The organism is Pseudomonas sp. V98_8, from assembly GCF_029967975.1.
Lineage (GTDB): Bacteria > Pseudomonadota > Gammaproteobacteria > Pseudomonadales > Pseudomonadaceae > Aquipseudomonas > Aquipseudomonas umsongensis.
On sequence record NZ_JASCAE010000001.1, the window covers coordinates 276,905 to 300,982 of the forward strand.

Consider the following 24,078-nt stretch of genomic DNA (forward strand, 5'->3'; position numbering starts at 1 on the left):
GCGTGCTCGCGATGGGCGCTAAAACAACACGGGTTACCAGACACCCCGCGTTATCGTTCAGCTCATCGCGAGCATGCTCGCTCCTACAGGGATTGTGGTTAGCCGAAGAACCAGTAGCAGACGCCAATGGCGCCCAATACACCGGCCAATTCCGCCAGTAACGCACACCCCACCGCATGCCGCGCTCGCTGGATGCCCACTGCGCCGAAGTACACCGCCAGCACATAGAACGTGGTTTCTGTACTGCCCTGAACCGTCGCCGCCACCAGCGCCGGGAAGCTGTCCACACCCGACGTTTTCATCGTTTCGATCAGCATCGCCCGGGCAGCGCTGCCGGAGAAGGGTTTGACCATCGCCGTTGGCAGCGCATCGACGAAGCGCGTGTCCCAGCCGGCCCATTCCACCAGGTGACGAATCCCGTCCAGGCCGAAATCCAGGGCGCCGGACGCGCGCAACACGCCCACGGCGCACAGCATCGCCACCAGATACGGCAGCAGGTTCTTCGCCACGTCAAAGCCTTCCTTGGCGCCTTCGACGAACGCTTCGTAGACCTTGACCTTGCGCAACGCGCCAATCACCAGAAACAGCATGATCAAGCCAAATAGCGTCAAGTTGCCGAGGATCGACGACAAACCTGCCAGTGCGCTCGCTGACATCGTCCCCAGAAGCGCCATGAAACCACCGAGGGCGAGGGCGCCGGGAATCAGGTACGCCAACACCACCGGGTCCCAGACGCGCAGGCGTTGCATGAAGGCCACGGCCAGGAAGCCGACAATGGTCGAGCAACTGGTGGCGAGCAGGATCGGCAGGAACACCAGCGTCGGGTCGGGCGCACCTTGCTGGGCGCGGTACATGAAGATCGTCACCGGCAGAAGGGTCAGGGAGGAGGCGTTGAGCACCAGGAACAGGATCTGCGCGTTACTGGCAATCGTATCGCTGGGATTGAGCTCCTGCAGCGCCTTCATGGCCTTGAGGCCGATCGGCGTGGCGGCGTTGTCCAGGCCCAGGCCGTTGGCGGCGAAGTTCAGGGTGATGAGGCCGATGGCGGGGTGGCCAGGCGGGACTTCCGGCATCAGGCGCAAGAACAGCGGCCCCAGGGCCTTGGCCAGCCATTCGACGATCCCGGCCTTCTCGGCGATCCGCAGAAAGCCCAACCACAGGGTGAGGGTACCGAACAGCAGAACCATGACTTCGACGGACAACTTGGCCATGGCGAAGATGCTTTCCACCATCGCCGCGAAGATCCCGGCGTTGCCGCCGATCAACCATTGCGCCAGCGCCGACACGGCAGCCACGATGAAGAAGCCAAGCCACAGGCCATTGAGCATCAGTCAAATCCCCCAAAAGATGCGCGAATGATAGCGGGGTGGCCAGAAACGACAAACCCCGGATTTTCTCCGGGGTTTGTCGTAGGAGCGAGCAAGCTCGCGATGGACGTCAACGATGACGCGGGCGTTCTGGATGCGCGCGGTGTTCCGGCCTCCATCGCGAGCATGCTCGCTCCTACAGGAGGGGTATTTGCATTAGTTGCTGGAGGTTTCACCCGCTGGGAGCTTTTCCTTGCTGCGCCAGTGCGGCAGGGAGTTCCAGTAGCGCTGCCCCTTGGCGTCGTCGTACATGCCTTCCCAACGAGCGATGACCAGCACGGCCAAGGCATTGCCGATCACGTTCAGAGCGGTACGTGCCATGTCCATGACACGGTCGACACCGGCGATGAATGCCAGGCCTTCGAGCGGGATGCCGACGCTGCCCAGAGTAGCGAGCAGTACTACGAAGGACACGCCAGGTACACCGGCGATGCCCTTGGAGGTGACCATCAGGGTCAGCACCAGCAGCAATTGCTGGCTGATCGACAGATCAATGCCATAGAGCTGGGCAATGAAGATGGCCGCGATGCTCTGGTACAGGGTCGAACCGTCCAGGTTGAACGAGTAACCGGTTGGCACGACGAAGCTGCAAACGGCTTTGGGCGCGCCATAGGCTTCCATTTTTTCGATCACACGCGGCAGCACGGTTTCGGAGCTGGCGGTGGAGTAGGCCAGTACCAGCTCATCCTTGAAGATGCGCATCAGCTTGAGCACCGAGAAGCCGAACAGGCGAGCGATAAGGCCCAGCACCACGAAGGCGAAGAAGGCGATGGCGAAATAAACCAGGATGACCAGTTTGGCCAGTGGCAGCAGGGAAGCGAAGCCGAAGTTGGCCACGGTCACCGCGATCAGTGCGAATACGCCGATCGGTGCGTAGTTCATGATCATGTGGGTGACCTTGAACATGCTTTCCGATACGCCCTGGAACATCTTCACCAGCGGCTCGCGCAGGTCCGCCTGCAGGCTTGACAAGCCGAGGCCGAACAACACCGAGAAGAAGATAATTGGCAGCATTTCGCCGCGAACCATGGCGGCAAAGATATTCGACGGGATCAGGTTGAGGATGGTTTCGATGAATGCGTGTTCATGCTGAACCTCGGCCGCCGTGGCCTGGTACTTGGAAATGTCCACAGTGCCCAAGGTGCTCATGTCGATACCGGCGCCCGGGTGGAACAGGTTGGCCAGCAGCAGACCCACGACAATGGCGATGGTGGTGACGATTTCGAAATAGACAATGGTCTTGAAGCCGATACGCCCCAGCTTCTTGGCGTCACCGACGCCAGCAATGCCGACGATCAGGGAAGAGATGACGATCGGAATCACGATCATCTTGATCAGACGGATAAAGATATCGCCTGCCGGTTGCAGGACGTTGCTGATCCACCAGGCTTTTTCGGCACTGAAATGGTTGAGCAGCGCACCGATTGCAATCCCCAATACCAGACCGATGAGGATCTGCCAGGCGAGGCTAAGCTTTGCCTTCTTCATATCTTTACCCTTACTTCAGTTTGACTCGGGCAGATGCATGAACGGCCTCGCTTGTGGCGAAAACGTCAGAGCACTTGCCCCCGTATAAGGAGCCCCGGAGCGCTTGTTAGTGGCTCTCTGGCAGGCGAAAAAAGGCGCAACTATTCCGATGCAAGGAAGCGACGTCTAATGCCGTAAACGCCTACCCTATGCCGAATCGGCATGAGGTTTTTTGACTGAAACGCGCGTCCCAACCGGTTCGAATACGACATATTGGCAGGCATAAGTGCCGTGAACCGGCCATCACAGAGCAGATTGTATGTTTTTTGAGCAGTGGGGAAGGGTGTCAAAATGACTGGAATTCAGCAGATCTGCGCACAGATATGAGCGCAAAAGAAACGCGATTTTTCTCGATGTACGGTCGCTCATGACGCTTCTGGAGACTTTTCCCGCAGGTGCTGCAACCTTCAAGCACTACGCAAGCTCGTCGAACCCAGCTCGGCCGGCGAACTTGCGTGGCAGCTTTACCTGACCCGGCCCTTGCGCAGGCACTCCCTGTACCCGTAGGTCACTCCGCCCCTGAAGCAGGCAGAACGTCCCGACCCCTTGGTCATGCGCCTGCCTTCCTCAGGTGGCGCAGCGCGAAAGAAGCGATGCGCTTCTTTCGCGTCTTGAACTTTGTTCAACCTCGTCCGCGACGGCCGAAGAAGAAGGACGCAATGAACATCACCAGGAACACGACAAAGAGAATCTTGGCGATACCCGTGGCGGTGCCCGCGATACCACCGAAGCCCAGAACTGCGGCGACAATGGCAATGATCAGGAACGTGATTGCCCAGCTCAACATGATGATTCTCCTTACGCTTCTATTAAGAGGTATTGCTATCCCGGCGCGTCGAGCGCACCAAGTTGACGTGCTCAGAACACCCAACGTTCTTGACGGGGCATCTCATTGGCCGGTTGCGCCTGGTCGACGTCCATCATTCTCATCGGGGTGATATCTACCGAACCGCTGCCTGCCGCGCTGAAATGGGTTTGGGTCGGAAGTTCAAACGAAATGCGCGGGGCTTCTGGCTGCTGACTCTGTTCCCATAGAAGAAACTGTTGACCGGCGATCAAGGTGATCACCAGCGCAAGTATCGCAAACAGGCCTTGCTGAACATGCAGTGGCGAGAAATGCAATTGGGCGGCACGTTGGCGAATCATCCTGAAGCTCCTCCCACGCTGGGGAAATTGGGCTGAGGGCATTTGTTGTCTGCCCTGCGTTAACCAGGTTATTGCAGCCTGCATGCCAGTTTTTTTTCCTAAAAAAAGCCTTTAAAAACAATTAGTTATGTTTATCGTGCGGATGTGAATCGACGCATCCTGCACGATGAGCCCTCGTCCGGTCGTGCGTAATGCACGACGCCTGGCAAACACATCGCAATCTTTTTGAATTGAGAGTAGGGCGCGGCTGTCAGAAATGGACGCAAGGCCTCTCTGATAAATGGGGGGGCGTTCCAATCAGCTGATTTCGGGCGCTGCAGCGAGGGGACAAGAGTTAGCTACCCTGCTAAGGCAGGAATGGATCAGAATAAACCATGCAACTTGCCCGATTTTTCCGGGACTAACCAAGATCATTCTTTAAGGAGCGTAGGAAAATGGAATCCGCCACTGAGCATCAAGGCCGCATTCTTCTGGTGGATGATGAGTCTGCCATCCTGCGAACCTTCCGCTATTGCCTTGAAGATGAAGGCTATAGCGTTGCGACCGCTAACAGCGCTGCGCAAGCTGAAGCCTTGCTGCAACGTCAAGTTTTCGACCTGTGCTTCCTCGATTTGCGCCTGGGGGAGGACAACGGTCTGGACGTGTTGGCACAGATGCGCATCCAGGCCCCATGGATGCGCGTGGTGATCGTCACCGCGCATTCGGCCGTAGACACCGCCGTTGACGCAATTCAGGCGGGTGCCGCCGATTATCTGGTCAAGCCGTGCAGCCCCGATCAATTGCGCTTGGCCACGGCCAAACAGCTGGAAGTGCGGCAATTGTCGGCTCGTCTGGAGGCCCTGGAAGGTGAGGTGCGCAAACCCAAGGAAGGTCTGGACTCTCACAGCCCGGCCATGAAGGTCGTGCTCGAGACCGCCCGCCAGGTGGCTAATACCGACGCCAACATCTTGATCCTCGGCGAGTCCGGCACCGGTAAAGGCGAGTTGTCCCAAGCGATTCACGGCTGGAGCAAGCGCTCAAAAAAATCCTGTATCACTATCAACTGTCCGTCGCTGACGGCCGAGCTCATGGAAAGTGAGTTGTTCGGCCACAGCCGGGGGGCATTTACCGGTGCCAGCGAAAGCACCTTGGGGCGCGTCAACCAAGCTGATGGCGGGACCTTGTTTCTCGACGAAATCGGCGATTTTCCCCTGGTTTTACAACCAAAGTTGCTGCGCTTCATTCAAGACAAGGAATACGAGCGGGTGGGTGACCCCATCACGCGTCGGGCCGATGTGCGCATTCTTGCGGCCACCAACCAGAACCTGGAAGACATGGTCCGCGACGGGCGCTTTCGCGAGGACCTGTTGTATCGGCTCAATGTCATTACGTTGCACCTGCCACCCCTGCGCGAGCGCCGGGAAGACATTCTCAACCTCGCAGACCGGTTTCTGGCCCGTTTCGTCAAGGAATACGCGCGCCCGGCACGGGGTTTCAGCGACGAAGCCCGTGAAGCGCTTCTGGGTTACCGCTGGCCGGGGAACATTCGCGAACTGCGTAACGTAGTGGAGCGTGCGAGCATTATTTGCCCGCAGGAGCGGGTCGAGATCAGCCACCTGGGCATGGCTGAAGCGCCGATCAACAACGCACCGCGTATTGGTGCGCCGTTAAGCCTGGATGAGCTGGAAAAGGCCCATATCGGTGCCGTCCTCGCCACCGCAGGCACGCTGGATCAAGCCGCCAAGACCTTGGGAATCGATGCGTCGACGCTGTATCGCAAGCGCAAGCAGTACAACCTGTGAGTTCGCGGCGATGAAACCGGCGATGAAGTTGCAGACCCGGCTGTTCCTCAGCATTTCTGCACTGATCACTGTCGCACTGCTTGGGCTACTGCTCGGTCTTGTCAGTGTGTTGCAGATGGCCGGGAGCCAGGAAGCGTTGGTGCGCAACAATTTCGTCACTCTGGATCTGGGGCTCAAGTTGCGACAAACACTGGGCGATCAGTTGCTCATCATGCTCAGTGAAAAAAGCGATCCTGCCGCCCTCGAGGCGTCCAGGCAGCGTTACCTTGAGCTGCTGGAGGAAGGCATTGCCCAGGAACCGCCAGATGAAACCCACGGCTTCAAAAAGGCCAAGGCTGATTATTTGAGCTTTATAGGTGCGTATGAAGTGTCCCCTGACCCGACGCGCGTACTCAGTGGCAACGATGAGCTGACCGAAAAATTCAATCTATTGCGCAATGGCTTGATTACGGAGCACAAGCGGGCGCTGGATGACATCAGCACTGTCGAACGCAAAGCCCGTGAGCGTGCACTGCTGATTGCCGGGCTGCTTGGCCTGGTTGGGCTGGCGGTGTTGATCATCGGCTTCATTACCGCACACGCCATCGCCCGGCGATTCGGTGAGCCCATCGAGGCCCTGGCGCAGGCAGCGGATAATATTGGCCAGGGAAATTTCGACGTCACACTGCCGGTGTCATCGGCCGTGGAGCTGAATCAGCTGACTCGTCGGTTCGGGATCATGGCCGAGGCATTGCGTGAACATCAGGCCACTAACGTCGATGAGTTGCTGGCGGGACAGCAGCGTTTGCAAGCGGTGCTCGATGGTATCGACGATGGCTTGCTGATGATTGATCGCCAGGGGCATCTGGAGCACCTTAACCCTGTAGCGCAGCGCCAGTTAGGCTGGGACTCCGATCGGCTCGGGCGAGGCTTGGGTGAGGCGCTGGAGCATCCCGAACTCGATGAGCAACTGCAGCTGGTACTGCGTGGCGGTACGCTGGAACGTATGCCGGATGACCTGAGCATCGAGGTCGATGGCGAGACGCGGTTGCTGACGTATAGCCTGACGCCGGTCATCCACACCCAAGGGCATATCCTCGGTGCAGTGATGGTGCTGCACGATGTGACTGAACAGCGTGCCTTCGAACGGGTGCGTAGCGAGTTCGTCTTGCGCGCCTCCCATGAACTGCGCACGCCCGTGACGGGCATGCACATGGCATTTGGGCTGTTTCGCGAGCGCTCGCATTTTCCACCGGAGTCCCGCGAGGCGGACCTGCTGGACACGGTCAACGAAGAAATGCAGCGGCTGATGCAACTGATCAATGACTTGCTGAATTTCTCCCGTTACCAGAACGGCTTGCAGAAACTGACCCTGGCGCCATGCTCCATCGAGGATTTGCTGGAGCAAGCGCAGATTCGCTTTGCCGACGGAGCCCGAGAGAAGGGTGTCGAGCTGTTGATAGAAGTCCAGGGACCCTTGCCTAGGTTGCAAGCCGATCAGGCGCAACTGGACCGGGTGCTCGACAATCTGATCGATAATGCACTGCGTCATACCGCCACCGGCGGGCGGATACGCCTGCAAGCCAGGCGTCATGGGGAACGGGTCATCATCAGCGTCGAAGATAACGGTGAAGGCATCGCCTATGGCCAACAAGGCCGGATCTTCGAGCCGTTTGTCCAGGTCGGCCGCAAGAAAGGCGGGGCTGGACTCGGTTTGGCGTTGTGCAAGGAAATCGTGCAACTGCATGGAGGGCGAATGGGTGTTTACTCGCGACCGGGGCAGGGGACTCAGTTTTATATGACGTTGACGGTGTAGGCGCTTTTTACGCTTCGTCATCCAGGCGTCGACCAGCCAGTCGGCGACCTCGGGTTATCAATTCAATGAACTGCACCGCACTTAGTGCATGGGCAAACAGCCAGCCCTGGCCGAATCTCACCCCCTCACTGCTGAGGAGCGCCGCCTGGGCTTCATGCTCGATGCCTTCGGCAATCACCTTCAAATGCAGTGACTGGGCCATGTGAATAATATGCGGCGCAACACCGCTGCTCGCTGCGTCGTGGCCCAGCGCATCGATGAAAGCTTTGTCGATTTTCAGGCAATCCACCGGCAGGGTCTGCAGGTAGGCGAGACTGCAGTAGCCGGTGCCAAAGTCATCGATCAGTACCTGGTGCCCGACATCCCGCAAGGCTTGCAGGTTTTCCCGGGCCACCACCACATCGATCAATCCGCGTTCGGTGACTTCAAAGGCAATCTGCTTGGCCGCCACCCGGTGCAGGGTCAGCAAGCGAGCCATCACTTGGCCGATCCGCGGGATCATGACATCGCAAGCTGCCAGGTTGACCGAGATGTACAACTGCGGGTTGGCCCGCAGCAGTTGCCCCAGTTGCTCAAGCAGGCGTTGCAGGACAAAGTCGGTCATCTGGCGGATCTGCCCGGTGTTCTCTGCCATCGGGATAAACAGGTCGGGACTGGTCAGGGTGCCGTCCGGCCTTCTCCAGCGCAGCAAGGCTTCGGCCCCGACGCAGTTGCGGCTGTCGAGATCAAAGATCGGCTGATAGAGCACCTGCAGCTCACCTCGGCGGATGGCTCCCGTCAGCTCCGCGTCCAGTGACTGGCGCTGGCGCACCAGCAAAAACACCAGGAAACCCACGCAAAGAGCCAGTAGCAGACAGGCGGGTAGCAACCACCACCACACGGGCGGTATATGGGTGCCACTGCGCGGGCTGATCAGCACCAGTTGGTATTCCGGATTGTCCGTAGGCATGCGGTAAATCAAGCGTGTCTGGGTGACTTGCAGAGCATCGCGGGTTTTTGGCGGCCAATGGCTCGGTGGCCAGGCTTGCGAGACGCCCAGTACCGGAATGGCCCGGGTGCCATGGTCAAGTACGACCAGCAGGCTGCTTCCCGGCGAAAGGTCGACCATGTCGGTCAAATGGCCGCGAGACGTCGCAACCCGGAAATTGCCGCGTCCGAGCATCAGCGCGGCACGGTTTTCATCAGGTTCGGTGGTGGTATTCAACCAGTAGCTATAGGTGGGGCCCTTGATGTCCGGTGGGCGTATCAATGACAAACCTTCCTGGCGCGGACGGTTGGAGCAGATTCGCGAGGCGTCCATGTAGGCTGCCTCATAGACGAAGCGATAATTGAAGGTGACCTGCTGCAAAGTCGCGATCATGTCGTCGTCGCAGCTGCGCAACGGCTGGGCTTCCAGGTCGTCAAGGCTTTCACGCAACTGGCCGAACAGTTGCTCCAGACGAGCGAGAAAACGTTCACCCTGGGCGTTCATTTCCCAGCTTTCGTTTTGCTCAACCTGGTGAATGGCAACGAAGTAACTGCCGGCCATCATCAACGTAGCGCTCAAGACAGCAGCCAGCATCGCCAGAAACCAAGGGCGATAGAACCAGCTGCGAAGTGTCTCTCGAGCAACAGTCATTATGTAATATCCGACGAATTACCAATGAGTTATAGCTGCTATTTGAGAAACGCGCTGACCGTCGGGCGATCGTCATTATTTTGTCTGATTTAAAACCTGAAGCAGCGCTGCCGTTTGTGCGTCCGGCGTACCGTCGAAGCGCGACGGTCGAAAATGCATCTGGAAGGCCGCCAGCACGTGGCGGGTGGCAACGTCCAGTTCGCCCGTTTGCGGCGTGTCATAACCGACGCGTGCCAGTTGTGCCTGGTACCAGCTGATGCTCGGCAGCTGTGTTTCGAACCGGGTCTGCTGACGGGCTACGGCTTGTTCGTTCGGCCAAATACCCAACCCTTGCTCGGCCAGGCGCTTCCAGGGAAACAGGGGGCCCGGATCCAGCTTGCGCAAGGGCGCGATGTCGCTATGGCCGACAATGCTGCGAGGACTGATTGCGTAGCGCTGGCTGATATCCTTGAGCAGGACGATCAGGGACTCGACCTGCGCTTCGGAGTAGGGATACCACAGGCGCCCGGTCGGGGTGTCCTTGAAGCCCGGATTGACGATTTCGATGCCGATGGAACTGGAGTTCATCCAGGTGCGGCCTTGCCATTGGCTTTCCCCGGCGTGCCAGGCCCGCAGGTTTTCATCCATCAGCTTGTAGATGGTCGCCTTCTTGTCGTCGCCAATCAGGTAGTGACTGCTGACTTCGCCATGGGTCAGCAGTTGCAGCGAGCGCTCCTGCGATGCATTGGTGTAGTGGAGCACGACGAACTGAATACGACTGTCGTGATTGGCCGAAGCATGGCTGGTGTCGTAGCGGGGGCCGCTGGCGCAGCCCGCCAACAGGATCAGCGACACGATGAGAGAAAGATATTTCATGGGGGAAGCCAACACGCTAGAGACAGTAATGCAACAGTGTAACGTACTGGCTGGTGCGTGTTGGGCCACCGCAATGATTTGAATAAAATGGAGCGACAATCGCTCAGCCTGGCTCGACCCGGTTGCGCCCGGCATTTTTCGCCCGGTACAACGCCTGATCGGCTCTTTTGAGCACTACATCGCCATGCTCGCCATGCCTGAATGTTGCCAAGCCTATGGAGAGGGTGACGGTCACCGGTTCACCCCTGAAGTGAAATGGGCAGGCTTCGATAGAGGCGCGCAGGGTTTCCAGGAGTTTCATGCCGTCCGCCGGGACTGTGGACGGCATTAGCAGGACAAATTCCTCGCCGCCAAAACGCGCAATGAAGTCCGTTGGGCGCAGGCGTTTACGCAGCACATTGGCAATGATTTTCAGGACTTTGTCGCCTGCCAGGTGCCCATAATTATCATTGATGCGCTTGAAGTGATCGAGGTCGAGCATGGCCAGCATCAGGGTGTTGCCGTGTTTCTGCCATTGGCCGATCTCATACTCAAGGCGCTCGCTCCAGGCCGCGCGGTTTGGCAGGCCGGTCAGCGGATCGATCAAGGCTTTCTGGCGTTGCTCTTCGAGGTGTTCGCGAAATCCCTGGGCTTCCTGCTCCATGTGGGCGACCCGCTCGGCCAGGCTTTGCAGGCGGGCCGCCACTTCCTGCTCACGCTCATCGCGCTGCTGGCGGTGCTGGTCCATGGTGCCAAGCAAGACTTCCAGATGATTTTCCAGCACGTGCTTGAGATCATCCAGGTCGGCCGCTTCCTGCACGCTGCTCTGCAGGCCGTCGACCTGTTCGCGAATCTGCGTGTCCATCGCCTGTGCGGCGGATCGGCTGTCGGCATGGCCGGCGCTGGCGGCCTGCAAGTTGCTCTGGAACGATTCCAGGCGTTCGTTGAGCCGCTGCAGATAAGCTTCGAATTCGTGTTGGCCACCGTCGGAGATTGCCAGCATCAAAGTCGCCAGATCGTCGAGAATCGGCAGCAACTCGTACCAGTTAAGGCCATTTTTCAGCCGTTCACGCATGGATTCGGCTTGGGGGCGATGACGTTCCGGTACGGTCAGATCATCGAGCAATCCCAGCAAGGTATCTTCGATGTGTTTGGCCACCGAGCTGTAGGACGGCTCGGGCGAGTCGGGCAGGGCGTAGAGCGTGTCTTGCTCGGGCTGCTGCGGATCGATGGCAGCCAGTGCTTGGGCAATGGGCGAGGGCAGTGGCAGGGTATCGAGCAGTACCGCCGGGCTCAATTCGTCGGGATTGACTGCCATTTCAGCCGGGAGGGTGGGAGTGCCGACAGGTTCGGACAGTCTCACGGGTTGTAGCGTTTCGGCTTCGGGCATGACTTGCGCAGGCCGGGCTGGCGCGTGCTGCGGCTCGAGGGTTGGCGCAACAGCAATGGGCTGGGTTACATCTGGCGTTTCGTGCAGCAACGGCGGCACGGTGTCTGCAATGACCGGTGGGGTTGCGACGACGGACGCCGGAACGGTTTCGGCCGTCTGCGCGATAAGAGCGTGTCCTGCGGGGACGGTCGCCTCTTCGGTGTCACGCTGACCGAACAGCCGCTGCAGCAGTCCCGGTCGTTCCGGTTCCGCCGGACTCTCCAGCTGGCTCAGGGCCTTGCCCTGCAGTCCGCTCAGCTCGCCGAGCAGTAGCGGGATCTCGCGTGCCTGGCTGACGCGACTGTCCAGTTGTTTGGCGAAGTGCTTGAGGGGGCGGCTCACTTCTCGGGGTAGCGGTAATGTTTGCAGCTGCGTGACCAGAGCGGTGAGTGCGGCGCTGGTCTGGTAGACCCGGGTTTCCCGACGCTGCTCGGAATCGAGTACGGCTTTTTCCAGGCGAGGCAGCAGGGCGGCGAGTCCGGCGTCCATGTCGTCGGTACGCACGACTTCGCGCATCTCCTTCATGCATTGGTCAACGGCGCGGTCGGTGCCTTCCGCCGCCAGCGTGCTGCGCACCAGTCCCCGGCGCAGCAGGTCTAGCCTGGCATCCCAGCGACGTTCGAGCTTTTCCTGGTGTTCGATGCTTTGCAGGTACTTCTCTTTCCAGCGTTGTGCTTCGTCGCTCATTCATGGGATCCGCGGAGGGGCAGGACTCAACGCGGGCAATGCATCGGCCGTGAGCGAACCCGGCAGACGAATCTCTACCGCGACCGGCAGGTGATCGGAAATGGGTTGTGCCAGCACCTCGACCTTTTCAAGGGTCAGGCTCGGGCTCAGTAGAATATGGTCCAGGCAGCGCTGCGGGCGCCAGCTTGGGAACGTCGCTTCCATTTGTGGGGCCAGCAGCCCGAGGTCGCGCAATGGAGAGTGTTGCAGCAGGTCACTGGCGTGGGTGTTCATGTCACCCATCAGCACTTGATGCTTATAACCGCCAATGACTTCACGAATGTAAGCCAATTGCATGCTGCGCGCTCGTGCGCCCAGTGCCAGGTGCATCATGACCACCACCAGCGCTTCCGGACCTTCGCCGAAGCGCACCAGAATCGCTCCGCGGCCCTTCGGCCCTGGCAGTGGATGATCCTCGATCGCCCAAGGCCGCAGGCGGCTGAGCACGCCGTTGCTGTGCTGGCCGAGGCGTCCGAGATTGCGATTGAGTTGTTGATACCAGTAGGGAAAGGCGCCGAGCTGGGCCAGGTGTTCGACCTGGTTGACGTAGCCTGAACGCAGGCTTCCACCGTCGGCCTCCTGAAGGGCGACCAGGTCGAAGTCACCCAGCAGATTGCCGATTTTTTGCAGATTGTCGGCACGCCCGGTGTGCGGCAACAGATGTTGCCATCCCCGGGTCAGGTAATGCCGATACCGCTCGGTGCTGATACCCACCTGGATATTGAAGCTAAGCAAGCGCAGACGGCTGTCGGCGGGCAGGCCTGTCGATTCCAGATGATGTTCGTTGACCCGCGGATCATGCAGGCCAACGATGCGTTCGGTTCCCCAGCGGCGCATGGCAGGCGCCTCGCTTAGTTGGCGGCAGCCTTGTTAGCCGCTCGCTCTTGATCGACCAGTTTATCGGCCAGTTGCAGGGCTTGTTCAGCGCCGCCAGCCGAACCTACGTCAAAACGATATTTGCCGTTGACGATCATGGTCGGAACCCCGGTGATTTCATATTTTTTCGCCAGCTCACGCGCCTTGTTGATCTGGCCCTTGATGGCGAAGGAGTCAAACGTGGCGAGGAACTTGTCCTTGTCGACGCCCTGGGTGGCCAGGAAGTCCGCCATGTCGTTCTTGTCGGTCAGCTTCTTGTGTTCTTTCTGGATGGCTTCGAACACTGCAGCATGGACCTTGTGCTCGACGCCCATGGCTTCGAGGGTCAGGAACATCTGGCCGTGTGCATCCCATGGGCCGCCGAACATGGCCGGAATACGTACGAAATTCACGTCCGAAGGCAGTTTTTCAACCCATGGGTTGATCACGGGTTCAAAGGCGTAGCAGTGCGGGCAACCGTACCAGAACAGCTCCACCACTTCGATCTTGCCGGGCACGGCGACCGGAACCGGATTGCTCAGCTCGACATAAGGTGCAGCGGGGGCTTCAGCGGCTTGGGCAGTCATGCCGAACAGGCTGGCAGCGGCAAAAACGGCGCTGATGATCAGATTACGCATGCTTTACTCCTGGACAATTTTTTCGCCTCGCGAGACCTGATTTCAGACAGGTCATGGCGGGCCTTAGTTCTGTAGTGTAACGGCAGCGGCCACAAAAAAGGGCGGCCAAAGCCACCCTTTTTATACTTGCTGTGACGGATTAATCGAGCGTTAACGCTGCAAGGGTTCGATGCCTTGCGCAACGCCCGATCCATCGCTCTTAGTGCAGGCCCTGGATATAGCTGGACACTGCGGCGATGTCTTCGTCGCTCAGCTTTTTGGCAATGCTCTGCATCGGTTTGGTATCGCCGTCGTTATTGCGACCGCCTTCTTCCTTGCGGAAGTCAGTCAGTTGCTTGGCGATATATTGAGCGTGCTGGCCACCCAGGTGTGGGAAGCCGGCGGCCGCGTTGCCCGCGCCGTTTGGCGAGTGGCAGCCGGTGCACGATGGCAGACCCTTGGCCAGGTCGCCGCCACGGAACAGTGCTTCACCGCGAGCCACGACTTTCGGGTCGGCGGCACCGACGCTGCCCTTCTGGCTGGCGAAGTAGGCGGCGATGTCTGCCAGATCCTGGTCACTCAGGTTGGTCAGCAGGCCGGTCATTTCCAGGACGGTGCGCTTGCCCGACTTGATATCGTGCAACTGCTTGGTCAGGTAGCGTTCACCCTGGCCTGCCAGTTTTGGAAAGTTAGGTGCCATGCTGTTGCCATCCGGGCCATGACAGGCGCCACATACGGCGGCTTTTGCCTGGCCTGCGGCGGCGTCACCAGGTTTGACTGGCTCACCTGCAGCATGGGCAATGCCGGAGATCCCCACGGTCAACAGCAGACTCACGATCAATTTGTTCATCAGCTAATCCAACTACGGCTAAGGGTTAAGTTATGGACCGGGTTTACTCGCTCATCCAGCGGATGATGGCTTGGTAATCCTCGGCACTGCAGTCCATGCACAAACCACGCGGCGGCATCGCCTTGAAACCCTGGGTCACGTGTTGCACCAGCGTCTCCATACCTTTCGCCAACCTCGGCGTCCAAGCTTCCTGAACGCCCTTGCGGGGCGCCGTGGGTAGTTGGCCGGAATGACAGGCACCACAAACACGGTTGTACACAGTTTCCGGATCCTGTGTAGCCTGAGCGCTGTAAAGCGGCATCAAGACTCCGGCAACTAGCAGCCATTTCGTCATAAAACGACCTTTTCAGGGTTGAGAGCGATCTGCGTTCTAGTGCGCAATCAAGGTCTGTCGCTCTCGTGAACTTCATCCTGCGTCGGGACAAAGCGCACACAAAATCTGCGGCATTATATACTGGCGTCACTGAAACGGAAGCGACACTGCTTGCCGCGCCCATTCCTGGCGCCGCCCACATCGGAAATCCCATGCAACTCAAGAATCCCATCCTCGGTCTGTGCCAACAGTCCACCTTCATGCTCAGCGCCGCCAAAGTCGACCAATGTCCAGATGACGAGGGCTTTGAAGTCGCCTTCGCCGGGCGTTCCAACGCCGGCAAGTCCAGTGCTCTGAACACCCTGACGCATGCCAGCCTGGCGCGCACCTCGAAAACACCGGGGCGCACGCAACTGTTGAACTTCTTCAAGCTAGACGATGAACGCCGTCTGGTCGACCTGCCGGGCTACGGTTATGCAAAAGTACCGATCCCGCTCAAGCAACACTGGCAACGTCACCTGGAAGCTTACCTGGGCGGTCGCGAGAGCTTGAAAGGTCTGATCCTGATGATGGACATCCGCCACCCGATGACCGACTTCGACCTGTTGATGCTCGATTGGGCCGTTGCAGCCGGCATGCCGATGCACATTTTGCTGACCAAGGCGGACAAGCTGACCTACGGCGCGGCCAAGAACACCCTGCTCAAGGTGCAGGCGCAAATCCGCAAGGGTTGGGGCGACAGCGTGACGATCCAGTTGTTTTCGGCACCCAAGCGCATGGGCCTGGAAGACGCCTACACTGTATTGGCAAACTGGATGGAACTGCCGGACAAAGGCGCTGACGAAGTAACTGGATAAGCGTGAAAAAACTGTCTCAGGAGCGGTCAGGCCAGCGTGGCATGACCGCATCAGGCAGTTTTCAGGCAAAAAAAACCCCGGACTTCTATGGGGAGGGGGAAGTTCCGGGGTTCAAGTTCTAGACCGCTAGGGCGGGGTCCAGATATCTGCCAACACTTAACACAACATAGGAGCATCGAAGGGCTTCACCAGCCATTCAGTAAATCTGAGTGGTCCTGGCGAGATTAGTTCAGTTTATTTTCAGAAGCTTTGGAATAAACCCAATCACTTTTTGGACTAAGCAGCGCAGATTGGGGCCTGCCGCGGCATCATGCCGCAGCAGCGTTCATGCTCAGTGCGCCTCATCCCAGTTATTGCCGACCCCGACTTCCACCAGCAGTGGCACATCCAGTTTCGCCGCGCCGCCCATGTGCAGGCGAATCTCGTTGCTGACGTGATCGACAAGGTCCTCGCGCACTTCAAGTACCAATTCATCGTGGACCTGCAGGATGACCTTGGCGTCCAGGCCGGAAGAGGTCAGCCATTCATCCACGGCCACCATGGCTTTCTTGATGATGTCGGCTGCCGTGCCTTGCATCGGCGCGTTGATGGCCGTGCGTTCGGCTGCGGCACGCTCTTGCGGCTTGTTGGAATTGATCTCCGGCAGGTACAGCCGTCGCCCGAAGAACGTTTCCACGTAGCCTTGATCCGCGGCCTGCGCGCGGGTGCGATCCATGTATTCGCGCACACCGGGGTAACGGGCGAAGTAGGTGTCGATATACGCCTTGGCGGTCTTGGTATCGACGCCGATGTCCTTGCCGAGTTTCTGCGCACCCATGCCATAGATCAGGCCGAAGTTGATCGCCTTGGCGCTGCGACGCTGATCGGAGGTGACCTGGTCCAGTTCGACCTTGAACACCTCGGCAGCGGTTGCAGTGTGCACGTCCAGGTTATTGCGGAAGGCATTCATCAGGCCTTCATCGCGAGACAGGTGCGCCATGATCCGCAGTTCAATCTGCGAGTAGTCGGCCGCCAGCAGCTTGTAGCCGGTCGGGGCAACAAAGGCCTGGCGGATACGCCGCCCTTCCGCTGTGCGCACCGGGATGTTCTGCAGATTCGGGTCGCTGGATGAGAGACGCCCGGTGGACGCCACGGCCTGGTGATAGGAGGTGTGGATGCGCCCGGTGCGCGGATTGATCTGTTCCGGCAGACGGTCGGTGTAGGTGCTTTTGAGCTTGCTCATGGAACGGTATTCCATCAGCACCTTGGGCAGCCGATAGTCGTCCTCGGCCAGCTTGGCCAGCACTTCTTCGGCGGTGGACGGTTGGCCCTTGGCGGTCTTTTTCAGTACCGGCAGCCCGAGCTTCTCGTAAAGGATGACGCCGAGCTGCTTGGGTGAGCCCAGGTTGAATTCCTCTCCGGCAATCTCGAAGGCTTCACGCTCCAGCGCCACCATCTTGTCGCCCAGTTCGATGCTCTGCACGCCCAGCAGGGCGGCATCTACGAATGCGCCTTGGCGTTCGATACGTGCGAGCACAGGCACCAGGGGCATTTCGATGCTCGTAAGCACGCTGGCCAGGGTCGGGATGGCGGTCAGCTTGTCGAACAAGGCCTGGTGCAGGCGCAGGGTGATGTCCGCATCCTCGGCGGCGTAAGGCCCGGCCTGCTCCAGCGCAATTTGATCGAACGTCAGTTGCTTTACGCCTTTGCCGGCAATGTCCTGGAAACTCACGGTGGTGTGATCCAGGTATTTCAGCGCCAGGCTGTCCATGTCATGGCGGGTGGCTGTGGAATTGAGCACATAGGATTCGAGCATGGTGTCGAAAGCGACCCCGCGCACGGTGATGCCGTTTGCCTGATCGCCACCGATGGCGCAGTTGGCGAGAATGTTCATGTCGAACTTGGCGTGCTGGCCGACCTTGAGTTTGTTTGGATCTTCCAGGATCGGCTTGAGGGCGCGCAGGACCGTGTCGCGATCCAGTTGCTCAGGTACGCCGATGTACGAGTGGGTCAACGGGATGTAGGCCGCTTCGTTTGCTTGCACCGCAAAAGACAGGCCCACCAGTTGTGCCTGCTGTGCGTCGATGCCGGTGGTTTCGGTGTCGAAGGCGAACAGCGTGGCGTTTTTCAGTTTATTCAGCCAAACGTCGAATCGCGCTTGATCGAGGACGGTTTCATAGCGGGTTTCTGACGTTGTCGCGGGTACTTCAGCTTCAGGGCCCGCTTCGGCGGCGCTGAACAGATCGACGATTGGAGCAGGCTCGGAGGCAGCACCGCTCAATTCAAGACGCTTGGCGTCCCGATCAAGATCGTTCAGCCAGCTTTTGAATTCCAGCAGGGTGTAGAGCTCGTAGAGCTTGGCCGGATCTTCCGGGCCCATTTGCAAGTCATCGAGGCCAATGTCCAGCGGCACATCTACCTTGATGGTCGCCAATTGGTAGGAGAGGAACGCCATCTCCCTGTGCTCTTCGAGCTTGGCCGGCAGGGTCTTGGCGCCGCGGATCGGCAGGGTTGGAACGATGTCGAGCTGCGCGTAGAGCTCGGTCAAGCCGCCATTCACGCCCACCAGAAGGCCGGAAGCGGTCTTTGGACCGATGCCCGGAACGCCAGGGATGTTGTCGGACGAATCGCCCATGAGTGCCAGATAATCGATGATCTGCTCGGGAGCGACGCCGAATTTCTCCTTCACGCCCTCTACGTCCATGCTGCTACCGGTCATGGTATTGACCAAGGTAATGTGGCCGTCGACCAGCTGCGCCATGTCCTTGTCCCCGGTGGAGATGATCACCGGGCGATCGGCCGCCGCGCTGCTGCGGGCCAGCGTGCCGATTACATCATCGGCCTCGACGCCTTCTACGCACAGCAGCGGGAAGCCCAGGGCGATCACGCTTTGATGCAGGGGCTCGATCTGCACGCGCATATCGTCGGGCATGCTCGGCCGATTGGCCTTGTATTCTGCGTACATGTCATCGCGAAATGTCCCGCCCTTGGCATCGAATACCACGGCGAAGGGACTGTCCGGGTACTGCTTGCGCAGACTCTTGAGCATGTTCAGCACGCCCTTGACCGCGCCGGTGGGCAGGCCTTTGGACGTGGTCAGCGGTGGCAACGCATGAAAGGCGCGGTACAGGTAAGAAGAACCGTCCACCAGGACGAGGGGGGCTTGGCTCATGAGCAGGATCAACCTTTTCGGCGGGTCCGGCGCTAGAATAGCGGGACCGTTGACGACAAAGGGACAAGGTTATCATGCGCACACTAAATCGCCTGTTGCTGGCTGGCTTGTTTGCAATTACACCGCTGGCCGTGATGGCGGCGGACGATGCGCCATCGCCAGATCCGGAAGTAACCATTCGCACGGAAGGCGACAAAACGATTCAGGAGTACCGACAGAATGGTTTTCTTTACGCCATCAAAGTTACGCCGTCAGTGGGTAAGCCCTATTTTCTGGTGCGCGCCGATGGTTCAGACGGTAATTTCATCCGCTCGGATCAGCCGGATATGCTGATACCGTCGTGGAAGATCTTTGAGTGGAAGTAGTTTCTTAATTTCAATCGGCGTTGGCTCAAGGGCGGCGCCTCCTACTGGCAGTTTTAATCATGTCTGTGTTTACCCCCCTGGCTCGGCCCGAGCTGGAAGCTTTTCTCGCCCCTTATGGCCTAGGCCGCCTGCTTGATTTCCAGGGGATTGCCGCCGGTAGCGAAAACACCAATTTCTTTATCAGCCTGGAGCAGGGCGAATTCGTCCTGACCCTGGTCGAGCGCGGCCCGGTCCAGGAGATGCCGTTCTTCATCGAATTGCTCGACGTGTTGCACGAAGCCGACTTGCCGGTGCCTTACGCGCTGCGCACTACCGACGGCGTCGCGTTGCGCGAGCTGGCTGGCAAGCCTGCGCTGCTGCAACCGCGCCTGGCCGGCAAGCACATCAAGCAAGCCAACGCACAGCATTGCGCGCAAGTAGGCGAGTTGCTTGCTCACCTGCACCTGGCGACCCAGGCCAAGATGATCAAGCGCAAGACCGATCGTGGCCTGGACTGGATGCTGGAAGAGGGCACGCAATTTCTCTCGCACCTCAACGCCGGGCAGAAAGCTTTGCTGGAGCGGGCGCTGGAAGAAATCACACAGCAGAAAGAGAGAATTCTGGCGTTGCCGCGCGCCAATATCCACGCCGACCTGTTCCGCGATAACGCGATGTTCGAAGGCACGCACCTGACCGGTCTGATCGATTTCTACAACGCCTGCTCGGGGCCAATGCTCTACGACGTGGCGATCGCCTTGAATGACTGGTGTTCGGACGATGACGGCTTGATCGACGGCCCTCGGGCGCGGGCGTTGCTGGGGGCTTATGCCGCGTTGCGTCCATTCACCGCGGCCGAGGCCGAGCTGTGGCCGACCATGTTGCGGGTGGCGTGCGTGCGCTTCTGGTTGTCGCGCTTGATCGCGGCGGAGTCGTTTGCCGGGCAGGACGTGTTGATTCACGATCCGATGGAGTTTGAGCTGCGGTTGGCGCAGCGGCAGACGGTCAATACGCCGCTGCCTTTCGCCCTGTAGGAGCGAGCTGGGTTGTTACAACGACTCCAGGCACCCCGCCAAATCGTTACCCAGCTTCTCCAGCACCTGCTCATACCCTTGGGCGGTCGCCGGCGTATACCCGCCCAGCGCATCCAGCTGCGCCAGTTTCACCGGGAGCCCGGCCACCAGGGTTTCCGCCAGGCGCGGGCGCAGTGGTGGTTCGCTGAATACACAGGTCTTTCCAACTTCCTGCAGCCGCGCACGCATTGCCGCAACGTGCTGGGCACCAGGTTGTACTTCAGCGGCGACACTGAACACACCGGCGTGCTTCAGGCCGTAGGCGTCTTCGAAGTAGTCGAACGCTTCGTGGAACACGAAGTAAGGTTTGCCTTCAATACCCCCCAGGCGTTTCTTCAGGCGTGCGTCCAGCGCATCGAGGCGCTCGTCAAATGCCTTCAGGTTGCTCTGGTAGCGTGCCGCGTTGACCGAGTCGGCTGCACTCAGGTCCGCCGCCATCTTCGCTGCAATAACCCGGGCGTTGGCCGGCGATAGCCACAAATGCGCATCCAGGCTGCCTGGGCGATGGTCGTGGTCATGTTCGTCCGCTTCTTCAGCGTGGGAGTGGTTGTCCTCGGCGAAATGTCGCAGTTTCAGGCCAGGAAGGTCCTGCACGGCAACGCTCGGCAGCGTTCGACCATTGAGCACCCGCGGCATGAAACCTTCCATGTCCGGCCCGATCCAGTACAGCAGATCCACCGATTGCACCTTCCGTACGTCGGATGGACGCAAGGCATAGTTATGCGGCGAAGCGCCGGGTGGCAACAAGACTTCCGGGATCGCCACACCGTCCTGTACGGCAGCGGCGATCAGCTGTAGCGGCTTGATGCTGGTGAGGACCTTGACCTCGGCTTGCGCCGTGCCGATCAGCAGAAAACTTGTGAAAAATGCGACAAAGATGGAAAAAAGTCGGGACACGATGACCACTCGAAGAGGCGAGAACGGGTAACATAATAACGTCTCTCACAATACTCGTCGCCGCTCATGCCTAAAACACCGATAGCCAGCCGTCCCCACGACCACTCTCATTGCGTTCACAGCGCACTGTCTGAGGCCGATGCCCTGTGTGCGCGCCAGGGCTTGCGCCTGACCGCGTTGCGTCGGCGGGTGCTGGAACTGGTGTGGCAAAGCCATAAGCCACTGGGCGCCTATGACATTCTTGCGGTCCTCAGTGAACAGGACGGGCGCCGGGCCGCACCACCAACGGTTTACCGCGCGCTGGATTTCCTGCTGGAAAACGGCCTGGTCCACCGTATCTCCTCGCTCAATGCCTTCATCGGCTGTAATCACCCGACGCACGCCCACCAGGGTCAGTTCCTGATCTGCCGTGAATGCCACGCCGCCATCGAACTCGAACAGAAGTCCATCAGCGACGCGATCATCGCCAGTGCCAGGGACGTCGGGTTTGTCGTCGAAGGCCAAACCGTTGAAGTGATCGGTCTCTGTTCGGGCTGCCAGGGGGCTTGATGAGCAACGCGCTGATCCGCCTCGAGCAGGTTGCCGTCACGTTTGCCGGGCAACCGGTGCTGGATAACATCGAACTGAGCGTCGAGCCGGGGCAGATCGTGACCCTGATCGGCCCCAATGGCGCCGGCAAGACCACACTGGTGCGCGCCGTGCTCGGTCTGCTGAAGCCCGACAGCGGCAGCGTCTGGCGCAAGCCGAAACTGCGGGTCGGCTACATGCCGCAAAAGCTGCATGTTGACCCGACCCTGCCGCTCTCGGTGCTGCGCTTCTTGCGCCTGGTGCCGGGTGTGGACCGCGCGATGGCGTTGGCCGCGCTCAAGGAAGTCGGCGCCGAGCAGGTGATCGACAGCCCCGTGCAAAGTGTTTCCGGCGGTGAAATGCAACGTGTCCTGTTGGCCCGGGCCTTGTTGCGTGAGCCTGAGCTGCTGGTGCTCGACGAACCGGTACAAGGCGTCGACGTGGCCGGCCAAGCTGAACTCTATAGCCTGATCACCCGCCTGAGAGACCGTCACGGCTGCGGTGTGTTGATGGTTTCCCACGATTTGCACCTGGTGATGAGCACCACCGACCAGGTCGTTTGCCTGAATCGCCATGTCTGCTGCTCGGGCCACCCCGAGCAGGTCAGCGGCGATCCGGCATTTGTCGAGCTTTTCGGAAAAAACGCACAAAGCCTGGCGATTTATCACCACCACCACGACCACGCCCACGATCTGCACGGCTCGGTGGTCAAGGCGCCGACATCGGGTCATACCCATATTCACGGAGATAGCTGCAAGCATGGCTGATTTTCTGCTCTACGCCCTGCTTGCAGGATTGGCTCTGGCAGTTGTGGCGGGCCCGTTGGGCTCCTTCGTGGTCTGGCGGCGCATGGCCTATTTCGGCGACACCCTGTCCCACGCGGCATTGCTGGGCGTGGCGCTGGGCTTCTTGCTGGATGTCAGCCCGACTGTAGCCGTCACCGTCGGCTGCTTGCTGTTGGCGGTGTTGCTGGTGACCTTGCAACAGCGTCAGCCGCTGGCCTCCGACACCCTTTTGGGAATTCTTGCACCCAGCACCCTCTCTTTGGGCCTGGTGGTACTAAGCTTCATGCACGAAGTGCGGATCGACCTGATGGCCTATCTGTTCGGTGACTTGCTGGCGATCAGCCCGACCGATCTGGCATGGATCCTCGGGGGTAGCGCCGCGGTGCTGGCGTTGCTGGTGACGTTGTGGCGGCCGTTGCTGGCAATCACGGTGCACGAAGAGTTGGCGAGGGTCGAAGGGCTGCCGGTGGCGGGATTGCGCCTGGCGCTGATGCTGTTGATTGCCGTAGTGATTGCCGTGGCGATGAAAATCGTCGGTGTGTTGCTGATCACATCGTTGTTGATCATTCCGGCCGCCGCGGCACAACGTCACGCCCGTTCACCGGAGCAGATGGCACTGGGCGCCAGCCTGCTGGGCGTGCTCGCCGTGTGCGGCGGGTTGGCGTTGTCCTGGTTCAAGGACACCCCGGCGGGCCCGTCGATTGTAGTGGCGGCCGCCGCGCTGTTTCTGCTGAGTTTTGTTCTGCCCCGTCGAGGGGTGTAGACTTGCTCGTTTTTTGCGCAAATAGAGAGTCGCAGGAATGAAGTCGTTCGCCTCCCGTTATCTGCTCCTTGTCGCATTTTCTTTGCTGCTGGGCGCTTGTCAAAGCACGCCACCGGCAGCCACCGAGGCCCCGGATGCGCGAGCCACGGCCATTGCACAGCTGGAACAAAGCCTGGCCAGCAGCGAGCTGGCCACAGCCGAGAATCAATTGGCAGCGTTGCAGGCCGAGTCCCCCAACGATCAGTCCCTAGAGCAATACCAGCGCCAACTGGCCGAAGCCTATCTGCTGCGCAGCCAGATCGTTTTGCAAAAGGGCGATGTAAATGCTGCTGCCACTGCATTGGCCCGGGCGCGGGTCCTGATGCCTAAAGCGCCTGCGCTGACTGGTGGCGTCAACGGCGCCATCGCACAAGCCCGCAAGGCTGAACTGGAAAAGGCCGAAGCAGACCTCAAGTCCGCCGAAGCCAAGCGCAAGGCCAAGGTCATTGACCCTGAGGCTGAAAGCACTACCGTGAAGCTGAAAATCACCGATATGGGGAAAATGCGACGTCAATTGGATGCTATTGCCGCCGATGTGGTGAATTTTCAGTGCGATGTGAGCATTCAGGTTCCGCGTACCGATGATTATCCTTGGGTGGCCAACTTGCTGACCAAGCGGGTGAAGAAGCTTGATCCACAGTTTGATCTGAAGCTGGATCGGCAGATTCTGCGCAGCGTTCCGGCGCAGATGGTATTGAGTCCCCGCAAAGCCCCTTGAAAGCATCGCGGGCTAGCCCGCGATGGCAT

Annotated in this window: 22 protein-coding genes; 9 read left to right on the forward strand and 13 right to left on the reverse strand. The window is 59.5% G+C overall.

What is annotated here, in order from left to right:
* Positions 1-98: 98 nt before the first annotated feature.
* The 4 genes from QLG10_RS01235 to QLG10_RS01250 form a co-directional block, all read right to left on the reverse strand.
* Positions 99-1,328 carry a spore maturation protein gene (locus QLG10_RS01235; protein ID WP_110748442.1) on the reverse strand — a complete coding sequence of 410 codons (1,230 nt, stop codon included), beginning with the start codon at positions 1,326-1,328 and terminating at the stop codon, positions 99-101.
* 195 nt (positions 1,329-1,523) lie between these two features.
* The gene (gltP, locus tag QLG10_RS01240; RefSeq protein ID WP_282485287.1) at positions 1,524-2,855 is read right to left on the reverse strand and encodes a glutamate/aspartate:proton symporter GltP; all 1,332 of its coding nucleotides are present in this window, start codon (positions 2,853-2,855) and stop codon (positions 1,524-1,526) included.
* 661 nt (positions 2,856-3,516) lie between these two features.
* Entirely contained in the window at positions 3,517-3,681 is a 165-nt protein-coding gene (locus QLG10_RS01245) for a DUF1328 domain-containing protein (RefSeq protein WP_003170804.1), read from the reverse strand.
* A 71-nt stretch (positions 3,682-3,752) separates the two neighbouring features.
* Positions 3,753-4,040: a hypothetical protein gene (locus tag QLG10_RS01250; protein ID WP_110748448.1), complete on the reverse strand. Its 288-nt coding sequence runs from the start codon at positions 4,038-4,040 to the stop codon at positions 3,753-3,755.
* 434 nt (positions 4,041-4,474) lie between these two features.
* Between QLG10_RS01250 and algB the strand changes: the two genes are divergently transcribed.
* Positions 4,475-5,821 (forward strand): sigma-54-dependent response regulator transcription factor AlgB, encoded by a 1,347-nt coding sequence (gene algB / locus QLG10_RS01255; RefSeq protein WP_248678813.1) that lies wholly within the window; start codon positions 4,475-4,477, stop codon positions 5,819-5,821.
* A 10-nt stretch (positions 5,822-5,831) separates the two neighbouring features.
* Complete coding sequence (locus tag QLG10_RS01260; protein ID WP_110748453.1) at positions 5,832-7,616, forward strand: KinB sensor domain-containing domain; 1,785 nt, start codon at positions 5,832-5,834, stop codon at positions 7,614-7,616.
* A gap of 7 nt (positions 7,617-7,623) precedes the next feature.
* On the opposite strand, the gene QLG10_RS01265 is transcribed toward QLG10_RS01260, so the two are convergent.
* The 7 genes from QLG10_RS01265 to QLG10_RS01295 form a co-directional block, all read right to left on the reverse strand.
* Positions 7,624-9,234 (reverse strand): EAL domain-containing protein, encoded by a 1,611-nt coding sequence (locus QLG10_RS01265; protein ID WP_110748456.1) that lies wholly within the window; start codon positions 9,232-9,234, stop codon positions 7,624-7,626.
* Positions 9,235-9,309: 75 nt separating this feature from the next.
* On the reverse strand, positions 9,310-10,089 hold the full coding sequence (locus tag QLG10_RS01270) for an N-acetylmuramoyl-L-alanine amidase (protein WP_188263303.1): 780 nt from the start codon (positions 10,087-10,089) through the stop codon (positions 9,310-9,312).
* A 103-nt stretch (positions 10,090-10,192) separates the two neighbouring features.
* Positions 10,193-12,184, reverse strand: coding sequence for a diguanylate cyclase (locus QLG10_RS01275; protein WP_282485288.1), 1,992 nt, complete (start codon positions 12,182-12,184; stop codon positions 10,193-10,195).
* Positions 12,185-13,060 carry an endonuclease/exonuclease/phosphatase family protein gene (locus tag QLG10_RS01280; protein ID WP_008064696.1) on the reverse strand — a complete coding sequence of 292 codons (876 nt, stop codon included), beginning with the start codon at positions 13,058-13,060 and terminating at the stop codon, positions 12,185-12,187.
* A gap of 14 nt (positions 13,061-13,074) precedes the next feature.
* Complete coding sequence (locus QLG10_RS01285; protein ID WP_020798035.1) at positions 13,075-13,716, reverse strand: thiol:disulfide interchange protein DsbA/DsbL; 642 nt, start codon at positions 13,714-13,716, stop codon at positions 13,075-13,077.
* Between the two features lie 199 nt (positions 13,717-13,915).
* Positions 13,916-14,545, reverse strand: a complete 630-nt coding sequence (locus tag QLG10_RS01290) for a c-type cytochrome (protein ID WP_110748467.1) — start codon at positions 14,543-14,545, stop codon at positions 13,916-13,918.
* A gap of 43 nt (positions 14,546-14,588) precedes the next feature.
* Positions 14,589-14,879, reverse strand: coding sequence for a c-type cytochrome (locus QLG10_RS01295; RefSeq protein ID WP_110748470.1), 291 nt, complete (start codon positions 14,877-14,879; stop codon positions 14,589-14,591).
* A 191-nt stretch (positions 14,880-15,070) separates the two neighbouring features.
* Here QLG10_RS01295 and yihA point away from each other — a divergent pair, with 191 nt between their 5' ends.
* Positions 15,071-15,715 (forward strand): ribosome biogenesis GTP-binding protein YihA/YsxC, encoded by a 645-nt coding sequence (yihA, locus tag QLG10_RS01300; RefSeq protein WP_110748473.1) that lies wholly within the window; start codon positions 15,071-15,073, stop codon positions 15,713-15,715.
* Between the two features lie 331 nt (positions 15,716-16,046).
* Here yihA and polA read toward each other — a convergent pair whose 3' ends face one another.
* Positions 16,047-18,866, reverse strand: coding sequence for a DNA polymerase I (gene polA / locus QLG10_RS01305; protein ID WP_282485289.1), 2,820 nt, complete (start codon positions 18,864-18,866; stop codon positions 16,047-16,049).
* Between the two features lie 74 nt (positions 18,867-18,940).
* Here polA and QLG10_RS01310 point away from each other — a divergent pair, with 74 nt between their 5' ends.
* Positions 18,941-19,231, forward strand: coding sequence for a DUF2782 domain-containing protein (locus tag QLG10_RS01310; protein ID WP_110748477.1), 291 nt, complete (start codon positions 18,941-18,943; stop codon positions 19,229-19,231).
* Positions 19,232-19,290: 59 nt separating this feature from the next.
* Positions 19,291-20,241, forward strand: a complete 951-nt coding sequence (locus QLG10_RS01315) for a homoserine kinase (protein ID WP_110748480.1) — start codon at positions 19,291-19,293, stop codon at positions 20,239-20,241.
* Positions 20,242-20,256: 15 nt separating this feature from the next.
* On the opposite strand, the gene QLG10_RS01320 is transcribed toward QLG10_RS01315, so the two are convergent.
* Positions 20,257-21,177: a zinc ABC transporter substrate-binding protein gene (locus QLG10_RS01320; protein WP_110748589.1), complete on the reverse strand. Its 921-nt coding sequence runs from the start codon at positions 21,175-21,177 to the stop codon at positions 20,257-20,259.
* Positions 21,178-21,243: 66 nt separating this feature from the next.
* Here QLG10_RS01320 and zur point away from each other — a divergent pair, with 66 nt between their 5' ends.
* From zur to QLG10_RS01340, 4 genes are read left to right on the forward strand one after another with little or no spacing between them, the layout of a single operon-like run.
* Positions 21,244-21,726, forward strand: coding sequence for a zinc uptake transcriptional repressor Zur (zur, locus tag QLG10_RS01325; RefSeq protein WP_033038868.1), 483 nt, complete (start codon positions 21,244-21,246; stop codon positions 21,724-21,726).
* Positions 21,726-22,511, forward strand: a complete 786-nt coding sequence (znuC, locus tag QLG10_RS01330; protein WP_188263299.1) for a zinc ABC transporter ATP-binding protein ZnuC — start codon at positions 21,726-21,728, stop codon at positions 22,509-22,511. Before zur ends, znuC begins: the two co-directional genes overlap by 1 nt.
* Positions 22,504-23,292, forward strand: a complete 789-nt coding sequence (gene znuB / locus QLG10_RS01335) for a zinc ABC transporter permease subunit ZnuB (protein ID WP_020798047.1) — start codon at positions 22,504-22,506, stop codon at positions 23,290-23,292. Before znuC ends, znuB begins: the two co-directional genes overlap by 8 nt.
* Before the next feature lie 37 nt (positions 23,293-23,329).
* Positions 23,330-24,049 carry a PA5502 family lipoprotein gene (locus QLG10_RS01340; protein ID WP_110748485.1) on the forward strand — a complete coding sequence of 240 codons (720 nt, stop codon included), beginning with the start codon at positions 23,330-23,332 and terminating at the stop codon, positions 24,047-24,049.
* Positions 24,050-24,078: the final 29 nt, after the last annotated feature.